18 protein-coding genes and 1 pseudogene are annotated in these 20,475 nt (G+C 38.0%); 8 read left to right on the forward strand and 11 right to left on the reverse strand.

The genetic code is table 11. The features are described 5' to 3' along the window. Window positions 1-78: 78 nt before the first annotated feature. Window positions 79-2,061: pseudogene (locus tag HJG58_RS15135) on the forward strand (DNA internalization-related competence protein ComEC/Rec2); the annotation flags it as partial. Here HJG58_RS15135 and HJG58_RS15140 read toward each other — a convergent pair. Beyond that, window positions 2,014-2,997, reverse strand: coding sequence for a lysophospholipid acyltransferase family protein (locus HJG58_RS15140; RefSeq protein WP_170249542.1), 984 nt, complete (start codon window positions 2,995-2,997; stop codon window positions 2,014-2,016). The pseudogene HJG58_RS15135 and the gene HJG58_RS15140 overlap by 48 nt on opposite strands. A gap of 133 nt (window positions 2,998-3,130) precedes the next feature. Between HJG58_RS15140 and sppA the strand changes: the two genes are divergently transcribed. Both sppA and HJG58_RS15150 read left to right on the forward strand, forming a co-directional pair. After that, window positions 3,131-4,147 carry a signal peptide peptidase SppA gene (gene sppA, locus HJG58_RS15145; protein WP_170249543.1) on the forward strand — a complete coding sequence of 339 codons (1,017 nt, stop codon included), beginning with the start codon at window positions 3,131-3,133 and terminating at the stop codon, window positions 4,145-4,147. A 19-nt stretch (window positions 4,148-4,166) separates the two neighbouring features. Then, the gene (locus HJG58_RS15150) at window positions 4,167-4,967 is read left to right on the forward strand and encodes an alpha/beta fold hydrolase (RefSeq protein WP_170249544.1); all 801 of its coding nucleotides are present in this window, start codon (window positions 4,167-4,169) and stop codon (window positions 4,965-4,967) included. Between the two features lie 76 nt (window positions 4,968-5,043). Here HJG58_RS15150 and purN read toward each other — a convergent pair whose 3' ends face one another. Together purN and purM are read right to left on the reverse strand one after the other, a co-directional pair. Next, window positions 5,044-5,673, reverse strand: a complete 630-nt coding sequence (gene purN / locus HJG58_RS15155) for a phosphoribosylglycinamide formyltransferase (protein ID WP_170249545.1) — start codon at window positions 5,671-5,673, stop codon at window positions 5,044-5,046. Then, entirely contained in the window at window positions 5,670-6,740 is a 1,071-nt protein-coding gene (gene purM, locus HJG58_RS15160) for a phosphoribosylformylglycinamidine cyclo-ligase (RefSeq protein WP_170249546.1), read from the reverse strand. Before purM ends, purN begins: the two co-directional genes overlap by 4 nt. Window positions 6,741-6,875: 135 nt before the next feature. Here purM and cxpE point away from each other — a divergent pair, with 135 nt between their 5' ends. From cxpE to HJG58_RS15180, 4 genes are all read left to right on the forward strand, one after another. Further along, on the forward strand, window positions 6,876-8,069 hold the full coding sequence (cxpE, locus tag HJG58_RS15165; protein ID WP_086265472.1) for a chloramphenicol efflux transporter CxpE: 1,194 nt from the start codon (window positions 6,876-6,878) through the stop codon (window positions 8,067-8,069). Between the two features lie 20 nt (window positions 8,070-8,089). Continuing rightward, window positions 8,090-8,788: a DnaA regulatory inactivator Hda gene (gene hda, locus HJG58_RS15170; protein WP_086265471.1), complete on the forward strand. Its 699-nt coding sequence runs from the start codon at window positions 8,090-8,092 to the stop codon at window positions 8,786-8,788. Window positions 8,789-9,123: 335 nt separating this feature from the next. After that, window positions 9,124-10,974, forward strand: coding sequence for a rhombotarget A (gene rbtA / locus HJG58_RS15175; RefSeq protein WP_170249547.1), 1,851 nt, complete (start codon window positions 9,124-9,126; stop codon window positions 10,972-10,974). Between the two features lie 14 nt (window positions 10,975-10,988). Continuing rightward, complete coding sequence (locus tag HJG58_RS15180) at window positions 10,989-13,406, forward strand: CSLREA domain-containing protein (RefSeq protein WP_170249548.1); 2,418 nt, start codon at window positions 10,989-10,991, stop codon at window positions 13,404-13,406. Window positions 13,407-13,509: 103 nt separating this feature from the next. Here the strand turns inward: HJG58_RS15180 and HJG58_RS15185 are convergent, their stop codons facing one another. From HJG58_RS15185 to HJG58_RS15205, 5 genes are all read right to left on the reverse strand, one after another. Continuing rightward, window positions 13,510-13,899, reverse strand: a complete 390-nt coding sequence (locus HJG58_RS15185) for a DUF3106 domain-containing protein (RefSeq protein WP_170249549.1) — start codon at window positions 13,897-13,899, stop codon at window positions 13,510-13,512. Further along, on the reverse strand, window positions 13,889-14,209 hold the full coding sequence (locus tag HJG58_RS15190) for a hypothetical protein (RefSeq protein WP_002118556.1): 321 nt from the start codon (window positions 14,207-14,209) through the stop codon (window positions 13,889-13,891). The genes HJG58_RS15185 and HJG58_RS15190 overlap by 11 nt, the downstream gene beginning before the upstream one ends. Next, a complete protein-coding gene (locus HJG58_RS15195; protein ID WP_086265467.1) occupies window positions 14,199-14,813 on the reverse strand; it encodes an RNA polymerase sigma factor in 615 nt (204 codons plus the stop codon). Before HJG58_RS15195 ends, HJG58_RS15190 begins: the two co-directional genes overlap by 11 nt. A 159-nt stretch (window positions 14,814-14,972) precedes the next feature. Continuing rightward, window positions 14,973-15,749 (reverse strand): TrmH family RNA methyltransferase, encoded by a 777-nt coding sequence (locus HJG58_RS15200; RefSeq protein WP_170249550.1) that lies wholly within the window; start codon window positions 15,747-15,749, stop codon window positions 14,973-14,975. A gap of 59 nt (window positions 15,750-15,808) precedes the next feature. Continuing rightward, window positions 15,809-16,780: a class 1 fructose-bisphosphatase gene (locus HJG58_RS15205; RefSeq protein WP_170249551.1), complete on the reverse strand. Its 972-nt coding sequence runs from the start codon at window positions 16,778-16,780 to the stop codon at window positions 15,809-15,811. 184 nt (window positions 16,781-16,964) lie between these two features. Between HJG58_RS15205 and HJG58_RS15210 the strand changes: the two genes are divergently transcribed. Next, the gene (locus tag HJG58_RS15210; RefSeq protein WP_002118730.1) at window positions 16,965-17,150 is read left to right on the forward strand and encodes an NF038105 family protein; all 186 of its coding nucleotides are present in this window, start codon (window positions 16,965-16,967) and stop codon (window positions 17,148-17,150) included. Window positions 17,151-17,200: 50 nt separating this feature from the next. Here the strand turns inward: HJG58_RS15210 and pal are convergent, their stop codons facing one another. The 3 genes from pal to tolA form a co-directional block, all read right to left on the reverse strand. Further along, window positions 17,201-17,761 carry a peptidoglycan-associated lipoprotein Pal gene (gene pal / locus HJG58_RS15215; protein WP_002118513.1) on the reverse strand — a complete coding sequence of 187 codons (561 nt, stop codon included), beginning with the start codon at window positions 17,759-17,761 and terminating at the stop codon, window positions 17,201-17,203. Window positions 17,762-17,788: 27 nt separating this feature from the next. Continuing rightward, entirely contained in the window at window positions 17,789-19,069 is a 1,281-nt protein-coding gene (gene tolB / locus HJG58_RS15220; protein ID WP_170249552.1) for a Tol-Pal system beta propeller repeat protein TolB, read from the reverse strand. 93 nt (window positions 19,070-19,162) lie between these two features. After that, window positions 19,163-20,473: a cell envelope integrity protein TolA gene (tolA, locus tag HJG58_RS15225; protein WP_170249553.1), complete on the reverse strand. Its 1,311-nt coding sequence runs from the start codon at window positions 20,471-20,473 to the stop codon at window positions 19,163-19,165. Between the last annotated feature and the right edge of the window lie 2 nt (window positions 20,474-20,475).

Consider the following 20,475-nt stretch of genomic DNA (forward strand, 5'->3'; position numbering starts at 1 on the left):
GTTTACGATTCAGTTCGATGATCGATTAAAAGATCATTTATAAAAAATGGAACTTACACAAAATAATTTACAGGCTCAATTTATGGCAAAACCAAACCTGCTCATAGTTACGCAGTGGCCGGTGTTTTCGACCAAGAACAATGGTTCATTCAACGAAATATAATGTCTGGTTTTAGTGTTCAGCATATTGAGCCTTTAAGCTCTAATGAAGTTTATCAGTTAGGTTATCAACAGCATTTAAAAGAACAACAAAAATTCTTTAACAGACAAAAGTTAAATGTAGAAAAGTTGCGCCTAACATTTAGATTAATGTTAAAACAATCTCCTTTGCAAAATAAAGGACTGTTATTAGCTTTATTAACAGGGGACGAAAGTCTCTTAAATGATGAGATTAAAAATCAATTTAAGGAATTAGGAATCTCTCATTTGTTGGCTATTTCAGGGCCTCATGTACTCATTTTTGCCATCATGTTGGCTTGGGGATTACATCAATTAGTACGACGATATTATCCGCAGCTTTATTTGTATCAACCTAAACAAATTTGGGCTATGTTTCCATTATGTTTCGGTGTTTTGATTTATACAGCTTTTGTAGGCTTTGAAATTCCAGCTTTAAGAACTTTACTTTCAGTATTTTTATTTGCCTTTTTATTGTTGGTAAAACTACCTGTTAAGCCATTTTCGCTCTTGGTTTTCAGTGCAAGTCTACTTTTGCTTTTCGATCCATTTAGTGTTTTATCGGCAGGTTTTTGGCTCTCTTATGGTTCTTGCTTTATTTTATTACGCATTTATCAAACCATAGTACAGACTCCAGATCTTGCTTCAGTGAGTCTGCTATCTAGAATAATTCTTTTAAGCAAAACCCTCATTGAATCTCAGGGCAAAATATTTATCGCCCTATGTCCCTTAATGCTGATTTTCTTTCAACAAATTTCATGGGTTGCCCCTTTTACAAATATTATTGCAGTTCCTTTGCTAGGAGGAGTTATTGTTCCTTTGAATATTTTTGCTGCTTGTGTGTGGCTTATTTTTAATTCAATTGGAAGTGCACTCTTTCAGATTAACGATATTTTGCTCAGTATAGTGCTGACATGTTTTAGTTTTTTAGAGAAGTTATCTCTACCGTTGCAAGGTTTTAGCCTGACACCACTTGCTTTGTTGTGTCTTAGCTGTGCAATTATTATTTTATTTTTACCGCGTGGTGTTTTACCGAAATCTTGGAGTCTTATATGTTGTTTACCCTTGATCATTCCAGATAAGTCATCCCAGCAAATTCAATTAAATATTATAGATGTGGGACAGGGACAAGCTATTTTCTTGCAACACCCGCAGCAGACATGGCTCATCGATACGGGTGGGTCTTATGATGAGAAAGCCTTTAGTATTGGTCAAAATGTCGTGATTCCATATTTACGTCAAAAGGGAATTAAACAACTGGATCACGTCGTACTGTCTCATCTCGATCAAGATCATAGCGGAGCATTTCCTTCTATCGCTCAGGCTTTTCCTATTAAACAAGTCATATCAAATGAACGATGGACAGAGCAAATTAAAGAGCCATTTACTTATTGCCATCAAGGGCAAAAATGGCAATATCCACAGTTAGATATTGAAATCCTTTGGCCTAAAGAAAATGATTTAAACTTAGTTCCTTCTAATCAAAATCAATATTCTTGTGTGGTTTATATTCATTTAAAACAGATAAATGGCTATCAAAATTATTTAATCATGGGCGACGCAGGGTGGGAAGCAGAATATCAACTCATGAAAGAATATCCTGATTTAAAGGTAGATGTTCTGGTATTAGGTCATCATGGGAGTAAACATAGTTCGGCTTATGACTTTTTAGCGACTCTAAAACCAAAGCTTGTTGTTGCCTCTACTGGCTTTAATAATCGATACGGTCATCCAAGTAAAGAAGTGTTAGCGAGAGTACAAGCACTTAATATTCCGTTTAAAAGTACAGTTGAACAAGGAACATTAAGCTTTGTATCTCGCAATCATGAGATAGTTTTATATACTCGACGTTTCGAACGTACTTGGCTTCACAGGAATTTGTGACGCTTCTGCTTTAAGCTTATCTACAATTTGAAGTGCTTCAGTCGGATCTATATTATAAATATTATCTAAAGCTGGATTTGCTTTAAAACGTTTATAGCTCCAGTGGTAGTGCTCTGGATATTGATGAATTAGTTGTTCAATTGCTTGATGGATGACATACGTTCCGTCATCTGCTGTACCTTCATAAATCTTCTCATCCATAGGCTCGATATGCATCGTAAAACCATCATTTTCATTACGAATTGCATAAAGGAATAAAGCTTTAGCTTTTGTTTTCTGGATAAGCTTGGCACTTAAATTACTTGAGGCAAGTGGAACACCAAAATAATTAATCATGTCACCACCAACATTTGGTGTATGGTCAGGTAAAATTACAGTGGTTTCACCTTGTTTTAATGCTTTAAAAATTTGTCGAACACCAGTTTCATCAGTAGGAACCAAGTTAGCTTGTTCACGACTACGTGCTTCTCGAACAAAACGGTCTGCATCTACATTTTTTACAGGTTTATATAAAATTGTCATTGAGGTGAACTGGGCACACCATGCATTCATGATTTCCCATGTGCCAAAATGAGGAACAATTAAAACCACACCTTTTTTTGCCGCTAGTGCTTCATGAAAGTAATGTTCACCTTCAATATGATGAATTCTTGAAATATTCTTACTATTTGATGAGCCCCAGATACTTAAAAATTCAAAATATGAGGTTAACTCGTTACGAATAGCTTGTTGTGTAATGTCTATGCGTTGTTGTGGCGTTAAATGAGGAAGTGCGATTTGTAAGTTAAGTTCAATACTCTTTGAGGTTCTAGTAATTTTTAAAGTATTGACTAATCCTGCCAACATGCGGGCAATAAAACGTCCAAATTGAATTGGTTGGCGGCTAAAAGTTTTGAGTAAATAATAGTTCATGCTTTTTACATCTAGTTTGGTCATCTATCGCGGTAAAAAGGAGGCAACAAGTAAAAAAAGATAAAAATATTATAAATGAAATCATATTATTTAGACAGTTTTTATCAAATCAACGTATATAATGACATCATTTTAGATTGATTTGGATTGGAATTTTATGTCCGATTGGCCACCAAAACCACAAAATGAACCTATAATCCCTAAACAAAATGGACCAGAATGGCAAATTCTGGAGAAGGCTGTACTTGCTTCAGTAGAAGAGCAACGCCGTAGTCGCCGTTGGGGTATCTTCTTTAAAACATTAACTTTTATTTATTTACTGTTCATTATTGTATTGATGGGCAAAGGCTGTTCAACCAGCAAAGATGGATCAGCAGTAAGTAGCAGTAGTGCCCATTTAGCAGTGGTGGATATTGTTGGAACGATTGATGCTTCAAGCAATCAAGCTGTGAATAGTGAAGATACGAATAAAGCACTCAAACGCGCTTTTGAGGCCTCAAATAGTAAAGCTGTTGCACTAAATATTAACTCACCTGGCGGTTCTCCAGTTCAGTCTGATGAAATCTGGCAGGAAATTCGATATTTGAAAAAACAACATCCTGATAAGAAAGTCTATGCCGTTATTGGTGATATGGGTGCATCGGGTGCGTACTATATTGCTTCTGCTGCGGATGAGATTATTGTCAATCCATCAAGTTTAGTGGGTTCAATTGGTGTCATCATGCCTAACTATGGGATTACTGGTTTAGCTCAAAAGCTCGGTATTGAAGACCGCACTTTAACAGCAGGAACGAATAAAGACATTTTAAGTATGACAAAACCGATTGATCCTGCTCAAAAGCAGCATATTCAATCTGTTCTTGATAATGTTCATACTCACTTTATCGCTGCAGTTAAAGAAGGGCGTGGCAAGCGCTTGAAATCGAATGATCCAGCTATTTTTTCTGGTTTATTCTGGACTGGCGATCAAGCAATTCAATTAGGTGTTGCTGACCGTTCAGGTAATATTACGAGCTTGATGCGAGAACTAAATCTTGATAATAAAGTTGACTACACAATTGAGCGTAACCCACTAGAATCTATTTTGGGTCGTATGGGTGCACAAATCGGGCAAGGGGTAAGTGAATCTATTGCTCAAGAAGTGCAGACTCGTCAAAGCGCAAAATTACAATAAATCTGTTTAGGATAGCGGTATGTCAACAAAACCAGTTATACACTTTGCTCATGCCAATGGCGTACCATCAAAAGTGTATCAAAAATTGTTTGACCAATTGAAAGGGGAATATGACGTCATTTATGTTCCCTTGATTGGTCCTGATAAGCGCTATCCTGTGACGAATCATTGGCCTGCTTTGGTTGATCAGGTTATTGATAGTATTGTGCGTCAAGCGAAAGGACGTAAAGTTATTGGGCTCGGTCATTCTCTTGGTTCCGTTCTAACATTGATGGCATCTTTTCGACGTCCTGAACTTTTCTCTCAAGTGATTATGTTAGATCCGCCTCTGATTTTAGGGCGATATTCGTTTGCTTTTCATATGGCAAAATTATTTCGCCCTAAATTGGTTGATGTGATGACACCAGCAGGTTTATCTGCACGTCGTCGTGAACATTGGGAATCGAGAGAGCAAGCGGCTGAATTACTGCGTCCTAAGGGATTCTATAAAAATTTTGATGAAGATTGTTTCCAAGCTTATATTGATTATGCTTTGAAAGAAGATTCAGTTCGTGGTGGAGTAACTTTAACGATTTCTCGTGAAGATGAAGTTGCAATTTTCCGTAAGAATCCTTCTTGGTGGTGGCTACCTATGCCAAAACCTAAGATGCCTGTGCATTTAGTTGTAGGGAAAGAGAGTGATTTCTTAAAAAGAGGCTTTCCTCAAATGGCAAAGCGAAAAATGGGAATTCCATTTACTGTGGTTGAGGGGGGGCATATGTTTCCTCTAGAACATCCTATCGATACAGTAAATTCTATAAAGAAATTGATCAGCCATTAACTAAATTGATTTTTAAGTGAATAAAAAAGGACATGCTAGCATGTCCTTTTTTATTTTTGTTTGTTAGTAAAATATTTTACCAGCTTGCAAAACGAATAGGGTCTTTTAGAACTTGATTACGGAAGTAGGCTTGTCCATCTTTCCATGTAAGTTGACCGTTACACAGCCACTCTGCAACTTGTGGGTAGATAAAGTGCTCAAGTGTGTGCACTCGATCTGCCAATGAGTCGACAGTATCATGTTCTTTAACTGAAATAGCTGACTGGGCAATAGATTGACCAGAATCCAGTTCAGCAGTTACAAAGTGCACGGTACAACCATGTAAACGGTCACCTGTGTTTAAAACACGTTGATGAGTATTCACACCTTTGTAAGCAGGTAGAAGCGAGGGATGTATGTTTAGCATTTTCCCTTGCCATTTGTTGACAAAGGTAGGAGTTAAAATGCGCATGAAGCCAGCTAAAATAACCACATCTACTTCCCAAGCTAAGAGTTGCTGATGCATTGCTTCATCAAACACTTCACGAGTTGGAAAGTCTTTATGGGAGATAACAGCGGTAGCAATATTAGCTTTTTCAGCACGCTCTAAGGCATAAGCATCTGCTTTATTAGACAGTACACCTACAATTTGCCCTGATAGATTTGCATCTATCAAGGCTTGTAAATTACTGCCGTTCCCAGAGACTAGAACAGCAATTTTTATCATGCAAAGATCACACGGATTTTTTCGTCTGCACCTTCCACTGACTCGGCATTTTCTTGGATTTGTCCAATTTTCCAAGCTTTTTCGCCTTGAGCATTAAGCACTTCAATTGCTTTTTCAGCATCATTTGCATCAACAGCAATAACCATACCTACGCCACAGTTAAACGTACGGTACATTTCAAAGCGTTCTACATTGCCTTCGCGTTGTAGAAGTTGGAACAATTCAGGCCATTCCCAAGAAGATTCATCAATAACCGCTTGAGCACCATTTGGCAATACACGAGGTAAGTTACCTGGTAAACCACCACCAGTAATGTGCGCCATAGCATGAACATCAACTTGTTTGCAGAGTTCAAGAACTGGTTTTACATAAATACGAGTTGGTTCCATTGCGACATCAGCAAGAGGACGACCATCAATTGTTTGAGTTAAATCAACGTTTTTAACGTCTAAAATTTTACGTAGTAATGAGTAACCATTAGAGTGAGCACCACTTGATGCAACACCAATAAGTACGTCACCAGACTTTACTTTAGAGCCATCAATAATTTTGCTTTGCTCAACAACACCAACAGCAAAACCAGCAAGATCGTAATCTTCACCTTCGTACATGCCTGGCATTTCTGCGGTTTCACCACCTACAAGTGCGCAACCTGCAAGCTCACAACCTTTACCAATACCAGTAACAACATTTGCAGCAACGTCAACATTTAAGTGACCAGTCGCATAGTAATCTAGGAAGAATAATGGTTCTGCACCACAAACTAAAAGGTCATTTACACACATAGCCACAAGGTCTTGGCCGATTGTGTCATGACGATTGAGATTAAGTGCCAAACGTAATTTAGTTCCTACACCATCGGTTCCAGAAACTAAAACAGGTTCTTCATAACCTTTAGGAATTTTGCATAGTGCACCAAAGCCACCAAGACCGCCCATTACTTCAGGACGACTTGTACGTTTAGCGACTGACTTGATACGATCGACCAGTGCGTCGCCCGCTTCAATGTCGACACCCGCATCTTTGTAGCTTAAACCGGTATTTGGGGTAGAAGTTGAGTTGCTCATAAATGAAGTCTCCGCATTGGCGGCAGATTATAACCTGAATATACGAAACTCTTATGTTATTTATGCTCGAAAATGCTATCTTTAATAAAAATATTTTTCCATTTATAACGATTAAATCAAAAAAGGCTAGATTTTATGCAAGATCGTATACTGCGCCGTATTTTTTTACTCGCAGGTATTGTATTGCTGGTATGGGTGTTGTACTTGCTCAAGCCTGTAGTCATTCCTTTTATCGGTGCTTTTTTCCTGGCTTATTTATTCAGTCCACTTGTTGATGTTCTGGTAAAAATGAAATTGCCTCGCTGGTTAGCAATTAGCTTGGTATTCGTTGGAATAGGCATAACTTTAACTATTGCACTTTGGTATTTGGTTCCACTTATCTGGAAACAATTAGTTTATGCCCGAGATAGCATTCCAGCCGGTATCCATTGGATTAATGCTACCTTTCTACCTTGGGTATCTTCGACATTTAATGTCCAGCAAATGGAAATTGATACAGAGCAGTTGTCTAAAGCTGTCATGGAATATGTCCAGACAAACTATAGTGCAGACAGCATTCAGGCAGTATTATTAAAACTAGCTCAATCTGGTCTGAATTTTATTCAGATTGGTGGAACAGTTGTTTTAATTCCAATTATTGCTTTCTATTTCTTGCTCGATTGGGAGCGTATGTTACAAAACTTACGTCGTCTTATCCCACGTCCATATGAAGCTACTACCTTACAAATCGTTGGCGAATGTCATAGTGTTTTAGGAGCATTTGTTAAAGGTCAGTTTCTGGTCATGCTATTACTCGGCATAGTATATGCGGTTGGTTTGCAGCTCATTGGTTTAGAAGTTGGCCTGATTATTGGTATGGTGGCTGGGCTTGCCAGTATTATTCCTTATTTAGGATTTGGAGTAGGTATTATTGCAGCTGTTATCGCCAGCTTGTTTCAGTTCGGCTTAGATTGGGTGCATTTATTACTCGTTGGTGTAGTTTTTATGGTTGGCCAAGCTGTAGAAGGCTATATCCTACAGCCATTCCTACTGGGAGATAAAATTGGTTTATCTCCTGTAGCAGTTGTTTTTGCAGTATTGGCAGGTGCACAGCTTGCAGGTTTCTTGGGAATGTTAATTGCATTGCCTGTTGCTGCCGTTATTGTAGTGTTGTTAAAGCATTTAAGAGAGAACTATGAAAGAAGCTCACTTTATGCGCCCCCTTCTACATTAGTAATCCAACATGGCGATATTGAGCAAATTCATGTGGAAACTGAAAGCACTAAGCTTGATCTTGAAGTTAAAACACAGCAAGATACAGATGAACTAAAATCCCCTAACCAGAAATAATTTCAAGGTTAATTCAATATATGCGTCAACTCCAACTGGATATAGAACCTCAACTTGATGCCCGAATCAGTGATTTTTCGGGACCGGGTTGGGGGCATGTAGTCGATGCCGTGCGGCAACTACATGCTGGTCTGGTGAGTAGATTCTATATCTACGGTGGAGCAGGAACGGGCAAGAGCCATTTGCTTTCCGCAATTTGTGATTCTTATTTAGAAATAGGTAAGTCTGCTATCAAAGTATCTTTGCTTGAACTGCTTGATGCACCTATTGAGGCAATTACCTCTTTAGAACATTATGATCTTGTTGCTTTGGATGATATTGAATCGATTAGTGGTGTGCCTCACTGGCAAAAAGCTGTTTTTCATTTAATGAATAATCATGAAGGACAACTGATATTTTCTTCGCGTGTAGCCCCGATCGAATTAAAGCTGGAATTACCAGATCTACAATCACGACTTACACAAGCCGTTAGTGTAAAAGTGCCGAGTGGAAGTTTATATGCAGACCGCTATGCCTTGGTGACATCTGTAATGGCTAGACGTGGTATCCACTTTGATCAACAAATTGTTGACTACTTATTATTGCATGGTCCTCATCAAGCTTCTCTTTTATTACAAACAGTTGCTCAATTAGAAAAATTGCTTAAAGGTGAAAAAACAAAACTTTCTAATGCAACTTTAAGGCAAATTTACGCTTTGATTGATGAGTATCAACAGTAGACTTTCTAACTTAAGTTTGCTGTTTTGCTTAAATTAGACTCATACAATGAAAAATGGCTTTCCCTACATAAGTTTTTTCATTTCATAATAGTTATATTTGTATCTTCTAAATTTTCTTTTAATTTTTTAATACGCCACTTTTTTGTATTTAAAAAAACTTTTTTAGATCTACGAAGCTTTTTGTAATCTAGTTCAAAAATGACTCGACAGACCGACCAAAATGTCTTGAGAAATTCTACTTGCTGTGACAAAGTACGCACAAAGGATGCGATTGCAAAAGCGGATATTTTGCAATATTGACAAAGAAAAATGAAAAAAGATGTAAGGAGATGGGTATGCTCAAACGGAGCATTGCTTTTGCTTTATTGGCTGCTGCTGGACACGCTTATTCTGCCGATATTCAAGTCACAACTACAAATGATGAAGACGTCGACAACACGGTCTGTTCATTACGTGAGGCTGTTGAACTTTTAAATAGACTTAATTCAAGTGATTCTAAGGTTGTTGCGTCTGTAAAAGATGGTTATCGTGGCTGTACTAGTGGTGACTCAAACAATATTATTTTGCAAAGAGATAAAGAGTATGCACTTAAAGAACAAATAAAGATTACAGCCCCTCTGACAATTACTACTGCGAAAAATGATTCTACGTTAGTTGATACTGATCAACCAGGTTCGCATAACGCTACAATAAAAATGATTGGTACAGATCGGTTATTTAAAATTGATGATGAGAGTATTGAAAAAGCATCAATTTCGGTTTCGCTAACTGATCTTAATTTACAAGGTGCGGGTTTAAAATTTAAAGCTGTTACTGGTGGGTTGATTGATAATCATGAAATATTGAAAATCCAAAACTCTCGTTTAATTGATGGATACGCAGCTCAAGGGGGAGCGATTTATAATAGAGGATTGGTCACGAAAAGTGGCCAGACTTACGGTTTCGTCACTATTACTAATACTCTTATTCAAAATAATAAAGCAACAGAAGGTGGGGTAATTTATAGTGAGCAGCCTTTGTATTTGATCACGCAGTCTGTGATTCGAGACAATGAAGTTAGTTCTGCAGCTGGATCACTTTTCTTCAGTGCAAATAAATTTGATGATGAGAGTACTGGGGGGTATTTAAGCCAGCGTTCTACCGGCCTGAGTAACAGTACTTTTTTTCATAATAAAGTGGGTTTTATTGCAAATGTTCAAGATGGGATGTTTGTTAATAACATTACGATGATTAAAAATGACAAAGGATTATTTCTAGATGCTTCACAAGGTAATGCATCTATTTCAAATAGTGTTTTAGTTGGGAATACGGTCAACTGTCAGGCGAGTACTGCTGATAAAGCAATTATACAAAGTAATTTGGTTACCGCAGAATGTAACCGGAATGCGACTTCAAAGCTTCCTAATATTCTTTATCCCGCTAATGAAAAATTAATAGCAGGTAGCACAGATGAGGGGATATGTGATGTAACAGCGAAAGAAGGCTTATTTTGTCCTTTTAATACCCCTAAAGATAGCTTTCTTGGCTTTTTCAAGCCTCGATTGTTAGAGAGTTATAATACTTTAGCTGATTCCCTCATTATTAATAAAGGTCGTTTATATAGTGATGGAACTTCAGTTGGTTTAGCAAGTTGTGAAATTATTGATCAGCGTGGAAAAAAACGTAGTGGTTATGATGAGTTATGTGATCTTGGAGCGATTGAATATATTTTAGATACTGAGATATCCTCAGTAGGTCAAGATATTAGATATGGACAAGTTGCAAAATTTAATATTCTTGGTTCTCTAAGTGAAGCAGATCTAGTGACTCCGGCTACATGCAAACGTTTATTCGGAGAGCGGGCTGATGGAGAAGAATGGCAACCAGGATGCCTTAGAATTAAACAAAGTACAGATACCCCAGTTTCTAAAGGCAGTATAACTTTAGATCAAAATGGAAATGTAATTTATACACCAAATGGGAACTGGCATGGTGCGGATATTTTTAGCATTCAGGTTGTTACGAGTGTGTCTCGATTTAATGAAGGCGTAGAGTTTCAATATATCACTATCCCGACAAGAATTGTTCAGGATCCTTTATCTGGAATTGAAGACAAATCTGTGAGTACAGGTGGTGGAGGTAGTGTTGGTGGAGCCTTTATTTTAAGTTTATTCGGTTTAATTGCTTTACGCCGTTTCAAGCCATAATCAGGGATGAGACTATGAAAAATTATAAAAAGGCATTATTAGCATTAGCTGTGCTTGCAAATATGCCACTTTTTGCTGACACCACAAATAAAAGAATTGAGGTTACAACTTTTGCTGATGAAGATGGTGAAAATACGAACGCATGTTCATTAAGAGAAGCCATTAAAGTCGCAGAAACTCGTAAATCCGCTTATGGATGTACTGTATTTAGCCTTGATACTGATCAGGTAATTCAGTTAAAAGCTGGAACTTATACTTTAAATAAAGAATTGGTGCCCAATGCTAATATTTCTATTTATGGCTATGGTGAACGTGAAGAGGATAAAATCTGGTCAGAAAAAAATGTTTTAACAAATGACTATCCTGCTCTACCAGAACTTAAAACACGTATTAATGCTGCGGGTAAGTCGCGTATATTTAACACAGCAGAAAATCAAAAAGCATTATTTTTGCAAAATATTATTTTAGAAAATGGTATAGCTTTAAATCAAGGTGGAGCTATTTATGCGGGTGGTAATGTTACATTATTAAATTCTCAAATTTTAAACTCTCAAGCTCCAAAAGGTGGAGCTGTTTTTCTTGGTGGTAGTGGAGTAAATTTATCAATAACGCATTCCCTCTTGCAAGGCAATCAAGCAAGTACTGGTAGCGTGTTAGCTATGAGTTGTAAAAATGGTACTGAGTATGCTAAACGAGAGGTTACTCTTACATCCTCAAGTATTATCAAGAATGGTTCAAGCAATTCTGCGAGTACATTTGAATTTTGTGGCGAGCCGAAAGCTACTTTTACAATTAATACAATTGCTCAAAATATTGCCAGCACTGTAAATGGGGTTATTTTAAAATTTACAGGAGATGCGATTCCTGGTAATACAACAAATCCATCAACTATTTTAAGTGGTGGAAGTAGTTTAAAACTACAAAATAATACTATTGTTGAAAATAACGCAAATACAACTTTCCTATATGATAGTTTAGGTGGGAAAGAGTTAAATTTTAATATAATTGGATACAATCCAGTTGGTTATGCTTGTCGATATTTAGCAGGTTCAGCAGCAGATTTAAAAAACACGGGTCTTAGATTATCTTTTAATGCACTCAATTTAAGTAATAATACTGATAAATGTGATTTACCAACAGAGGTACTTTCGTCAGCTAATAAGACAATTGATATTTCAGGTGTTCCATTTAACTCTTTACTTGAGCGCCATGAAAAAGCTACAGCAGTAACTGGTTTTTTACCACTTTATTTTCCATTGGTAGCTACTGGAAAAGAAGATTTAATAGATGTAGACCCTGAGGGTAAAGCTATATGCGCTGATATAGATCAACGTGGTTTAGCTCGACTCCCAACTAATAAACTATATTATCAGCCCGATAACATTGCTCGTAATAGCTGTGATATAGGTTCAGTAGAGGTAATGAAGTTAACTGCTGGTGATTTAAGAGGTTTAGGTAATACATCTCTTACCGCTTTACTTGAGGGATATCAAACCCAATATGATACTGTAGAAAAAAATCTCACTAATCCACTTTATTCATATTTGTGGAATGTCTTAAAAATAGATTTGGCAAATTATAAAAATCTTCTTGATCAAACTAAGGCCAATGCAAAATATCGAGCGATCTATATTGATTTGAAGGCAAATGGTTTGCCTTTGCCAAATGAAGATAGTAGTCATCTTCTAAAGTTTTTTAATAGTACGGACTATAATATTAATCTTGAATCTGTTGGAACAGGATTGATAGACGACAAAGTTACAAGCACGAAAAAAGACGATAAACTTTTTTGTGAATGGAATAGTGCTTTACAACAAATTATATTCTATCGGTCGGATGATATTACTACCCAAGCTGGTGATTACAATTATTGTAAATATACGGTTAGTAGTAAAGATGGTTCTATTCAATCATCTGGTCTTTTAGAAGCACGATTTGATAATGTTGCACCTGTAGCAAGTGATAGTAAAGTTGTATTTCAGTATTTAGCAAATGAAATCATTCCATTAAACTTACTTAAATATGCAAATGATGATGGAGATGGTCCAGCTAATACACTTATTACAAAGCCTAATAAACCCCAGTTTGCAGACTTGCCTATCTATTTGCCAAGTAAAAGCTCAAAAGATGGAATTTTTACGGTCGTGAAGGCAGACAGAGAAGGCCCTTGCCCAGGTGAAGATAAGGATAATACTTGTTATGGTGGTAATATTTATATTCAAGCTAAAAATAGTTTTAATAACTTCAATGATACATTAACTTATTACGTATATGATGCTGATAATAAAATTTCAAATGCTGGTACTATCAGTTTAGTGAGTAGTAATACTACTGCTGGAGGTGGTAATAGTGGAGGCGGCGGTGGTAGCTTAGGAATTTTGTCTTTAGCATCCTTACTTGGTTTAGCAGCTTATAGACGCTACCGTAAATAAACATAAAGAATAAAAAAGGCCTCCAATTGGAGGCTTTTTTATAAGAAATGAAATCAAAATAATTGAGCGATTAGTGTCTTATTTTTGCTAGCTAAATAACAAATTAGTGTTCCAAATACTTATTCATGTATTCTTCACGAATTGCTGTTCTTTCTTCACCATTCGCTTTAAGCATCCGCTGACGTAAGTCTTTTCGCTCTTGCGTACTCATTTTTTGCCATGCTTCACGCATTTTTTGTTTTTCAGCTTCAGGTAGTTGAATAAACCAGTCCATACGTTGCTGTAAGTTCGTGCTTTGATTCGCTGGTAGCTCTTTTAAACTCTGGTAACGCTTAATGACTGCACGTTGCTCTTCTTCGGAAAGGGCATCCCATGTGTCATCGACTTGTGCATTGGCATCTTTAGAAAAAATCCAAAAGCGTTCAAAACCTGCAAAACTTGTCTGCAAGAAACTTAATGAACACAGGATAAGCGCTAATTTTTTAGCTGCCATGTTGTACTTTATCCTCACCCAACACCATTAACATCTCTAAATCTTCCACCATTTGTGGAGATAATTTAGGATTTACGATCACTTGATTTTGTGGCTTATCCACAATCTCGACTGAGTTAGGCAGAATTACAAAACCTGTAATTGCTGCGGCAAGTGCGAAACCAGTCATTTTCCAGACACTATAATAAGAGGCTGGTTTTTGTTGAATATGGTCAAGCACATGATTCATGACCACTGTTTTATTTTTATGGTGATCTGCCAAACTATCAAGTTTGGATGTCACCTTTTTAGTGAAATCATCATGATTCATCAGAACCTCCCAAGGGATTTAAATGTGCCAAGTATTCTCTAAGTCCCTGAATTGCTCGGTGATAATGGGTTTTCACACTACCTTCGGTACAGTTCATGATCTGAGCTGTTGTATGGGTGTCAAACCCTTCCCACGCACGTAACATAAATGCCTGTTGTTGACGAACAGGTAGTTTTTCAATCGCTTCCCGAATTTCCTCTATGGTTACCGCTTGATCGAGAAAATCTGCAGGATTAATGGCTTTTTCATCAACTACATCGATAACTTCGTCGTCGTCATTATCCAGACTAACTTTTTTGAAGAATGAAAATGGGTTTGCTCTACGAGATTCTTTGCGGCGCCAATCCTGAAGTTTGTTATTCAAAATAGTGTAAAACAGGGGATACCATTCTTCAGTACTTTTATCGGCGTAAGATTTGTGTAAAGCAATAAATGCTTCTTGAACCAAATCCATCGCAATACCTTGTTGACCTTGGGTAGCACTCTCCATCATTACCAAAGCACGACCAGTAACATCTTGCATGAAAACTTTCAGGCGTTGCTCAGCCGTGCTGGCATGAGCACTAGATGTTTCCGATCGAGACTTTTTCGGTGCTAAATCCATGGAGATGGAAAATCCTGTCATTGGACATACCCACCTTATCTTCAATATATCTCTTATATAACGTTGAAAAGAGGTGGGAGGTTGACAACAATCGGTTATTTTTTACTAGTGTAATTGATTTTTTTCACAAATATGTGCGATGTAAAATAAATTAACGTTTTATTGGCGCTGGCGGACCATCTCAAAAAAACAAATAGATCCTGCAATTGCCACGTTTAATGACTCTTGTCCACCCGGTTGAGGAATAGTCACTGATTGTGCGTGATCTAATGCATAATCACTAGCACCTTGTCCTTCATTTCCTAAAATCCACACACACGGTTTAGAAAGGTCTTTTGAATAAAGACTGGTTGAGCGATGAGAGCTAGTAACAAAAACCGGGATTTGAAATTTCGGAAGGATATCTGTCAGCTGGAAGTTTTCAAAACAATGTAAGCTAAAATGAGCGCCCATACCTGCTCTTAAAACTCGTGGAGACCAAAGTGAGGCAGAGCCTTGTGTGCAAATAATTTGTTTAATATTTGCTGCTGCTGCTGAACGTAGCAGCGTACCTACGTTACCTGGATCCTGAATATTTTCAAGAATTAAGGTATCTACTTTATAGTCGATGGTTGAGGCAGTTTTAGGTAGATCAATAATCGCTAAACAAGGTAAGCTTGTGCCTAATGTGCTTAAATCTCTATATAAAACTTCGCTAATAACAAAGATATGGCCTCGATGTAGCTCTGTTATTTTCTTTAAATCTTCGTGTTCTAATGCTTGTTCTGTAGTAAATAAAGAAAAAATCTTTTTTTGCTGTTGCAACCAAGCCAAGCAAAGATGCGTACCTTCAAGAACTGTTTGTTGGTGCTTTTTTCGGGCGTTACTGAGTTCGATTAATCCACGCAAATGTTTGATTTTTGCATTGTCTTTTGATTCTAAAAAAATAACCGCCATAAGAAAATATCCAACAAAAGGGCACCATCATACTATGATGCCCTAAGTAATTAAAATTATTAGTGGTAGCTTGTTACGCGTTCAACTTCATTTTTAGAACCAATGATTACAGGAACACGTTGGTGAAGCTCGGTTGGTTCAATGTCTAAAATACGAACACGACCTGTAGTTGAAGCACCACCAGCTTGTTCAATGAGCATACTCATTGGGTTTGCTTCATACATTAAACGTAAACGACCTGCTTTTTTCGGATCTTTTAAGTCATATGGGTAAAGGAAAATACCACTACGACATAAAATACGGTGAATATCACCCACCATACATGCTACCCAGCGCATATTAAAATCTTTTTCACGAACAGATGTCTTGCCTGCGAGTAATTCATTAATATATTGTTTTACGGGTTGTTCCCAATGACGCTGGTTGGATGCGTTAATAGCGAATTCTTGAGTGTCTGCTGGAACTTGTACATTCTCATTAGTAAGCAAGAAGGTTTGAGTTTCTGGATCTAAAGTAAAGAATGCTACGCCATTTCCTACAGTCAACGCCATCATAGTTGATGGGCCATAAAGTACATAACCAGCAGCAACTTGCTGTGTACCCGCTTGCATGAAATCGTTTGCTTGTGTTACTGCATTTTTTGCAGGCAAAATAGAGAAAATCGTGCCTACACACATATTGATATCAATATTACTTGAGCCGTCTAATGGGTCAAATAAAACGAGGTATTTACCATTTTCTTGTGCAGGTGTGAACTCATCAAGTTCTTCCGAAGCAAGACCACCTACGTGTGGGTGTACTTTTAAAGCATCAATTAAGTAGTCATTAGAAATCACATCAAGTTTTTTCTGTGTTTCACCCTGAACATTTTCATTACCAGCACTACCTAAAATACCAGCCAGAGCACCTTTTTGTAATGCTTGGTCGATTGTTTTACAGGTCGTGGCAATAGTATCGATGACTTGAGCCAACTCAGGTGTTAGATTCCCTTTTTGTTGTTGTAAAAATTGGGACAAAGTGAGGTTGGACATAAAAAACGCTCCTGTGCTTCAAGCATCAAAATGAGTCAGATAAATACGTGGCATATTCTAGATGAGAATGTCACAAAATAAAAATTATCTTACTTTATTTGTGTTGGATTTATGCTTACAAGACCCAATTAAAATGGTATGTTGATTGCATTACAAAGGATTGTATATTTTTAGGAGAATCGAAATGACAACAAAGAAGTTTGATGCGACCCCCACGGCAGGTGAACCAATCAATCTAGATGAAATTTCGAAAGAAAATGTTCAGGAAGCTTGGAAAGATTATGAAGCAAAACCTGAATATAAAGATTTTAATAAGCATGATTTGATTGAGTCCATGCAACATCCTGAAGAAGAAAAGAAATCTTCTTAAGTAATAAAAAAACGCTCATATTATTATGAGCGTTTTTTTATGCATATCCCTTATTTTAATAAAGGAGGGACTGCTTCGTAATTAATCTCAACGCGGCGATTTTCTTTCCACGCTGATTCATCATGTCCCGCATTAACAGGAGCTTCTTTACCATAACTTACAGCTTCAAGTTGCTGTGGGTTTACACCATTGGTAATTAAATAGCTTTGTACAGCTTTAGCACGACGCTCACCTAAAGCCATGTTGTATTCACGTGTACCACGTTCATCTGTATGGCCCGTTAATGCAACTTTTGAATTTGCATTTGCGATAAGGAACTGAGCATGAGCTTGAAGTGTTTGGTAGTCTTCAGTAGATAAATCGCTGCTGTCATAATCAAAGTGAACAACGCGTTTAGCCAAAGCCGCTTTATTTGCTTCAGTTACACCTTTAGATGAAGCACCTGCCAAATTTTGAGCATTTAATGCAGCATCTTCACTTAAACCAGAAGTGTTTACCGTACTTGGATTTGTACCAGTCGTGGTAGTCGCTGCAGGTTTACGGCTAGCACAGCCTGTCATTACGAGTGCTACGCTAAGAAAGGGTAGAGCTAAATATTTGATTGATTTCATGATCATCTCCGTCAATGGAATTAAAAGTTATTTTGGTGCCCAGGCTGGTTCACGTACTTCACCTTGTTCGCTTGGTAAATTCATACGGAAACGTCCATCAGTAGACATAATAGACAACAAGCCACGGTTGCCTTCACGAGTTGCGTAGACCACCATTTGCCCATTTGGTGAGAAACTTGGTGATTCATCTAAACTAGTTGGGGTAAGAATATTGGTGATGCCAGTATTAATGTCTTGAATTGCAACTTTATAACTGCTGCCACTTGGGCGATGAACAAGTGCAATCTTTTTGCCATCTGCACTTAGAGTTCCACGTGCATTAAATGACCCTTTAAATGTTAAACGCTTTACTGAGCCATCAGCAAAGGTATAACGATAAATTTGGGCAGAGCCACCACGGTCAGAAGTGAAAATAAAGGATTTTCCATCTGGTGTATAACGTGCTTCGGTATCAATTGCCGAGTCATTTGTCATACGTTTGACTTGGCGAGTTGATAAATCCATTTGATAGATTTCAGGGTTGCCATTCATAGATGCTGTAAAAAGCATTGATTGGCCATCTGGTGAGAAACTTGGTGCGCCGTTTAGTCCTCTGAAACTGGTAAGAACTTCACGTGTTCCAGTTGATAAATCCTGTAAATAAATTGCTGGACGTTTAGTTTCAAAAGAAACATAAGCAATTTTTTTAGCATCCGGTGTCCATGCCGGAGAAAGAATTGGATCACGAGACGATAAAACAGTCTTTGGTTGTTCACCATCCGTATCTGCAATTTGTAGGGTATAACGCTCGGCAGGTGTTGTAGGATTTCTTAGGACATAAGCAATACGGCCACTAAAGTCGCCAGGAATGCCAGTAAGCGCTTGGAAAATAGCATCACTTACCATATGGCCAGCTTGACGTATGCGTGTAGCTGGTACATTTAAAAGTTCATTTAGAATGTATTGTTGCTTTTGTACATCATAGAGTTGGTAGTGAACTTCAAAGCCTGTCGCAGTTTGTTTAATTTGACCCGTCACTACATATGGAATACCTGCAGTTTGCCAGTCAGAAGCTTGAATCTGATTGATTGCAGCATTGGCAGGTAAGTTTTTAGATGAGCTTGTAAAGCGCCCAGAACGGTTTAAGTCTGTTTCAACAATAGGATAGAGCCCATTGTCATTGCTAAACGGGACAATAGCAATTTTGGGGGCCTGATCTGGTGCTTTGGCAATTTCCAGATATAACTGGGCAAAAGCAGTTGTAGAGGCAATAGGGCTTAAGGCTGTGATCAGTGCTAAAGATAGCAGGTGTTTGCGGCTCGTATTCATAAGTTTAAAGTCATAGCAGGTATTTTTGTGACTGTTGATTTTGTAGCATAGTTACATGCCTTAAACTATTTAAAGCATGTAACTCTTTCAAAATTATTGCGCTCTAAATGTAGAACTAACACTTCTTGCTTCACGTCTTGCATCTGGATCTGATGGCATAGGATATGGCGCTGCGGCTTGAATTGCAGCTTTAATACTTGCGTCTAAAGCATCGTCACCGCTTGAACGCGTGATAACAATAGAATTAACGCTTCCTGAATCGGAGAGAGTGAAGCGAACACCAACTGTTTTACCACTACTGCCAGTTGGGACATCCCAAGAGCGTCGAATTTTTTGCTCAAAATCGCGTCTAGCTGAAGAAGCAACCTTTTTAGCTTCAGCTTTCTTCTGAGCTGCCTCTTCTTTTGCTTTTTGAGCAGATGCAGCTTTTGCTTCAGCCTCCGCTTCTGCTTTACGTTTAGCCTCATCAGCAGCTTTTTGCTGCTTGGCTTTAGCATCTGCTTCAGCTTTGCGTTTAGCGTCTTCAGCTTTTTGTTGCTTAGCTTTAGCGTCAGCTTCTGCTTTGCGTTTAGCCTCGTCAGCAGCTTTTTGCTGTTTGGCTTTTGCATCGGCCTCAGCTTTACGTTTAGCATCGTCATTGGCTTTTTGCTGTTTGGCTTTTGCATCGGCTTCAGCTTTACGTTTAGCATCATCATTAGCTTTTTGCTGTTTAGCTTTAGCTTCAGCTTTGCGTTTAGCCTCGTCAGCAGCTTTTTGTTGCTTAGCTTTAGCATCAGCTTCGGCTTTTCGCTTAGCTTCTTGTTGTGCTTGAAGTTTAGCTTTTTCAGCCTTTTGAGTTTCACGTTTTAATTTTGCATCAGCCTCAGCTTTACGTTTAGCGTCTTCAGCAGCTTTTGCATTTTGTTCAGCCTTACGTTTTTGTTCGGCTTCTGATTTTGCTTTAGCCTCAGCTTGGCGTTTAGCTTCAGCCTGCTGTTTTTGAGTTTCCTCTATGCGTTGCTGTTCTGCTGCTTGTTTCGCTTTCGCAGCTTCTTCAGCTTTACGCTTTTGCTCAGCTAACTTGGCTTGCTGGGCCTGTTCGGCCTTTTGCTTTTGAGCAGCAAGTTGTTGAGCTGTTGGAGGAGGAGGCGCAACTGGAAGATTTTGAGGAAGCGTTTCATCCACAATAGGGGCTAATACCTCTTTTGCTTCATTTGTAGCTGTAGTCTCTTGTTCAATTTCTTTGGCTAAAGGAGGAGGTAAATCTTCTGGCTTAACTAAAATAGTCGTTAGCTTTTTTGGCTGTTCAGGTGGTTTACTCAAGCCTAAAAAAAGCAAGCCAACAATGGCAATTGCATGAACTCCGAGTGTAAAGCTCAATGCAATCGCATTTTGTTTAAAGGGCGGCTTTTGATTTTTGTTCATAG

The organism is Acinetobacter geminorum, from assembly GCF_013009345.1.
Lineage (GTDB): Bacteria > Pseudomonadota > Gammaproteobacteria > Pseudomonadales > Moraxellaceae > Acinetobacter > Acinetobacter geminorum.

What these genes read in the sequence shown, in the direction of transcription:
- tolB (WP_170249552.1), bottom strand. Translation starts at nt 19,069, where the DNA reads ATGAATACGAGCCGCAAACACCTGCTATCTTTAGCACTGATCACAGCC.
- HJG58_RS15140 (WP_170249542.1), bottom strand. Translation starts at nt 2,997, where the DNA reads ATGACCAAACTAGATGTAAAAAGCATGAACTATTATTTACTCAAAACT.
- purN (WP_170249545.1), bottom strand. Translation starts at nt 5,673, where the DNA reads ATGATAAAAATTGCTGTTCTAGTCTCTGGGAACGGCAGTAATTTACAA.
- HJG58_RS15150 (WP_170249544.1), top strand. Translation starts at nt 4,167, where the DNA reads ATGTCAACAAAACCAGTTATACACTTTGCTCATGCCAATGGCGTACCA.
- HJG58_RS15205 (WP_170249551.1), bottom strand. Translation starts at nt 16,780, where the DNA reads ATGTCCAACCTCACTTTGTCCCAATTTTTACAACAACAAAAAGGGAAT.
- HJG58_RS15200 (WP_170249550.1), bottom strand. Translation starts at nt 15,749, where the DNA reads ATGGCGGTTATTTTTTTAGAATCAAAAGACAATGCAAAAATCAAACAT.
- tolA (WP_170249553.1), bottom strand. Translation starts at nt 20,473, where the DNA reads ATGAACAAAAATCAAAAGCCGCCCTTTAAACAAAATGCGATTGCATTG.
- pal (WP_002118513.1), bottom strand. Translation starts at nt 17,761, where the DNA reads ATGAAATCAATCAAATATTTAGCTCTACCCTTTCTTAGCGTAGCACTC.
- sppA (WP_170249543.1), top strand. Translation starts at nt 3,131, where the DNA reads ATGTCCGATTGGCCACCAAAACCACAAAATGAACCTATAATCCCTAAA.
- HJG58_RS15180 (WP_170249548.1), top strand. Translation starts at nt 10,989, where the DNA reads ATGAAAAATTATAAAAAGGCATTATTAGCATTAGCTGTGCTTGCAAAT.
- HJG58_RS15195 (WP_086265467.1), bottom strand. Translation starts at nt 14,813, where the DNA reads ATGGATTTAGCACCGAAAAAGTCTCGATCGGAAACATCTAGTGCTCAT.
- rbtA (WP_170249547.1), top strand. Translation starts at nt 9,124, where the DNA reads ATGCTCAAACGGAGCATTGCTTTTGCTTTATTGGCTGCTGCTGGACAC.
- HJG58_RS15210 (WP_002118730.1), top strand. Translation starts at nt 16,965, where the DNA reads ATGACAACAAAGAAGTTTGATGCGACCCCCACGGCAGGTGAACCAATC.
- cxpE (WP_086265472.1), top strand. Translation starts at nt 6,876, where the DNA reads ATGCAAGATCGTATACTGCGCCGTATTTTTTTACTCGCAGGTATTGTA.
- HJG58_RS15190 (WP_002118556.1), bottom strand. Translation starts at nt 14,209, where the DNA reads ATGAATCATGATGATTTCACTAAAAAGGTGACATCCAAACTTGATAGT.
- hda (WP_086265471.1), top strand. Translation starts at nt 8,090, where the DNA reads ATGCGTCAACTCCAACTGGATATAGAACCTCAACTTGATGCCCGAATC.
- purM (WP_170249546.1), bottom strand. Translation starts at nt 6,740, where the DNA reads ATGAGCAACTCAACTTCTACCCCAAATACCGGTTTAAGCTACAAAGAT.
- HJG58_RS15185 (WP_170249549.1), bottom strand. Translation starts at nt 13,899, where the DNA reads ATGGCAGCTAAAAAATTAGCGCTTATCCTGTGTTCATTAAGTTTCTTG.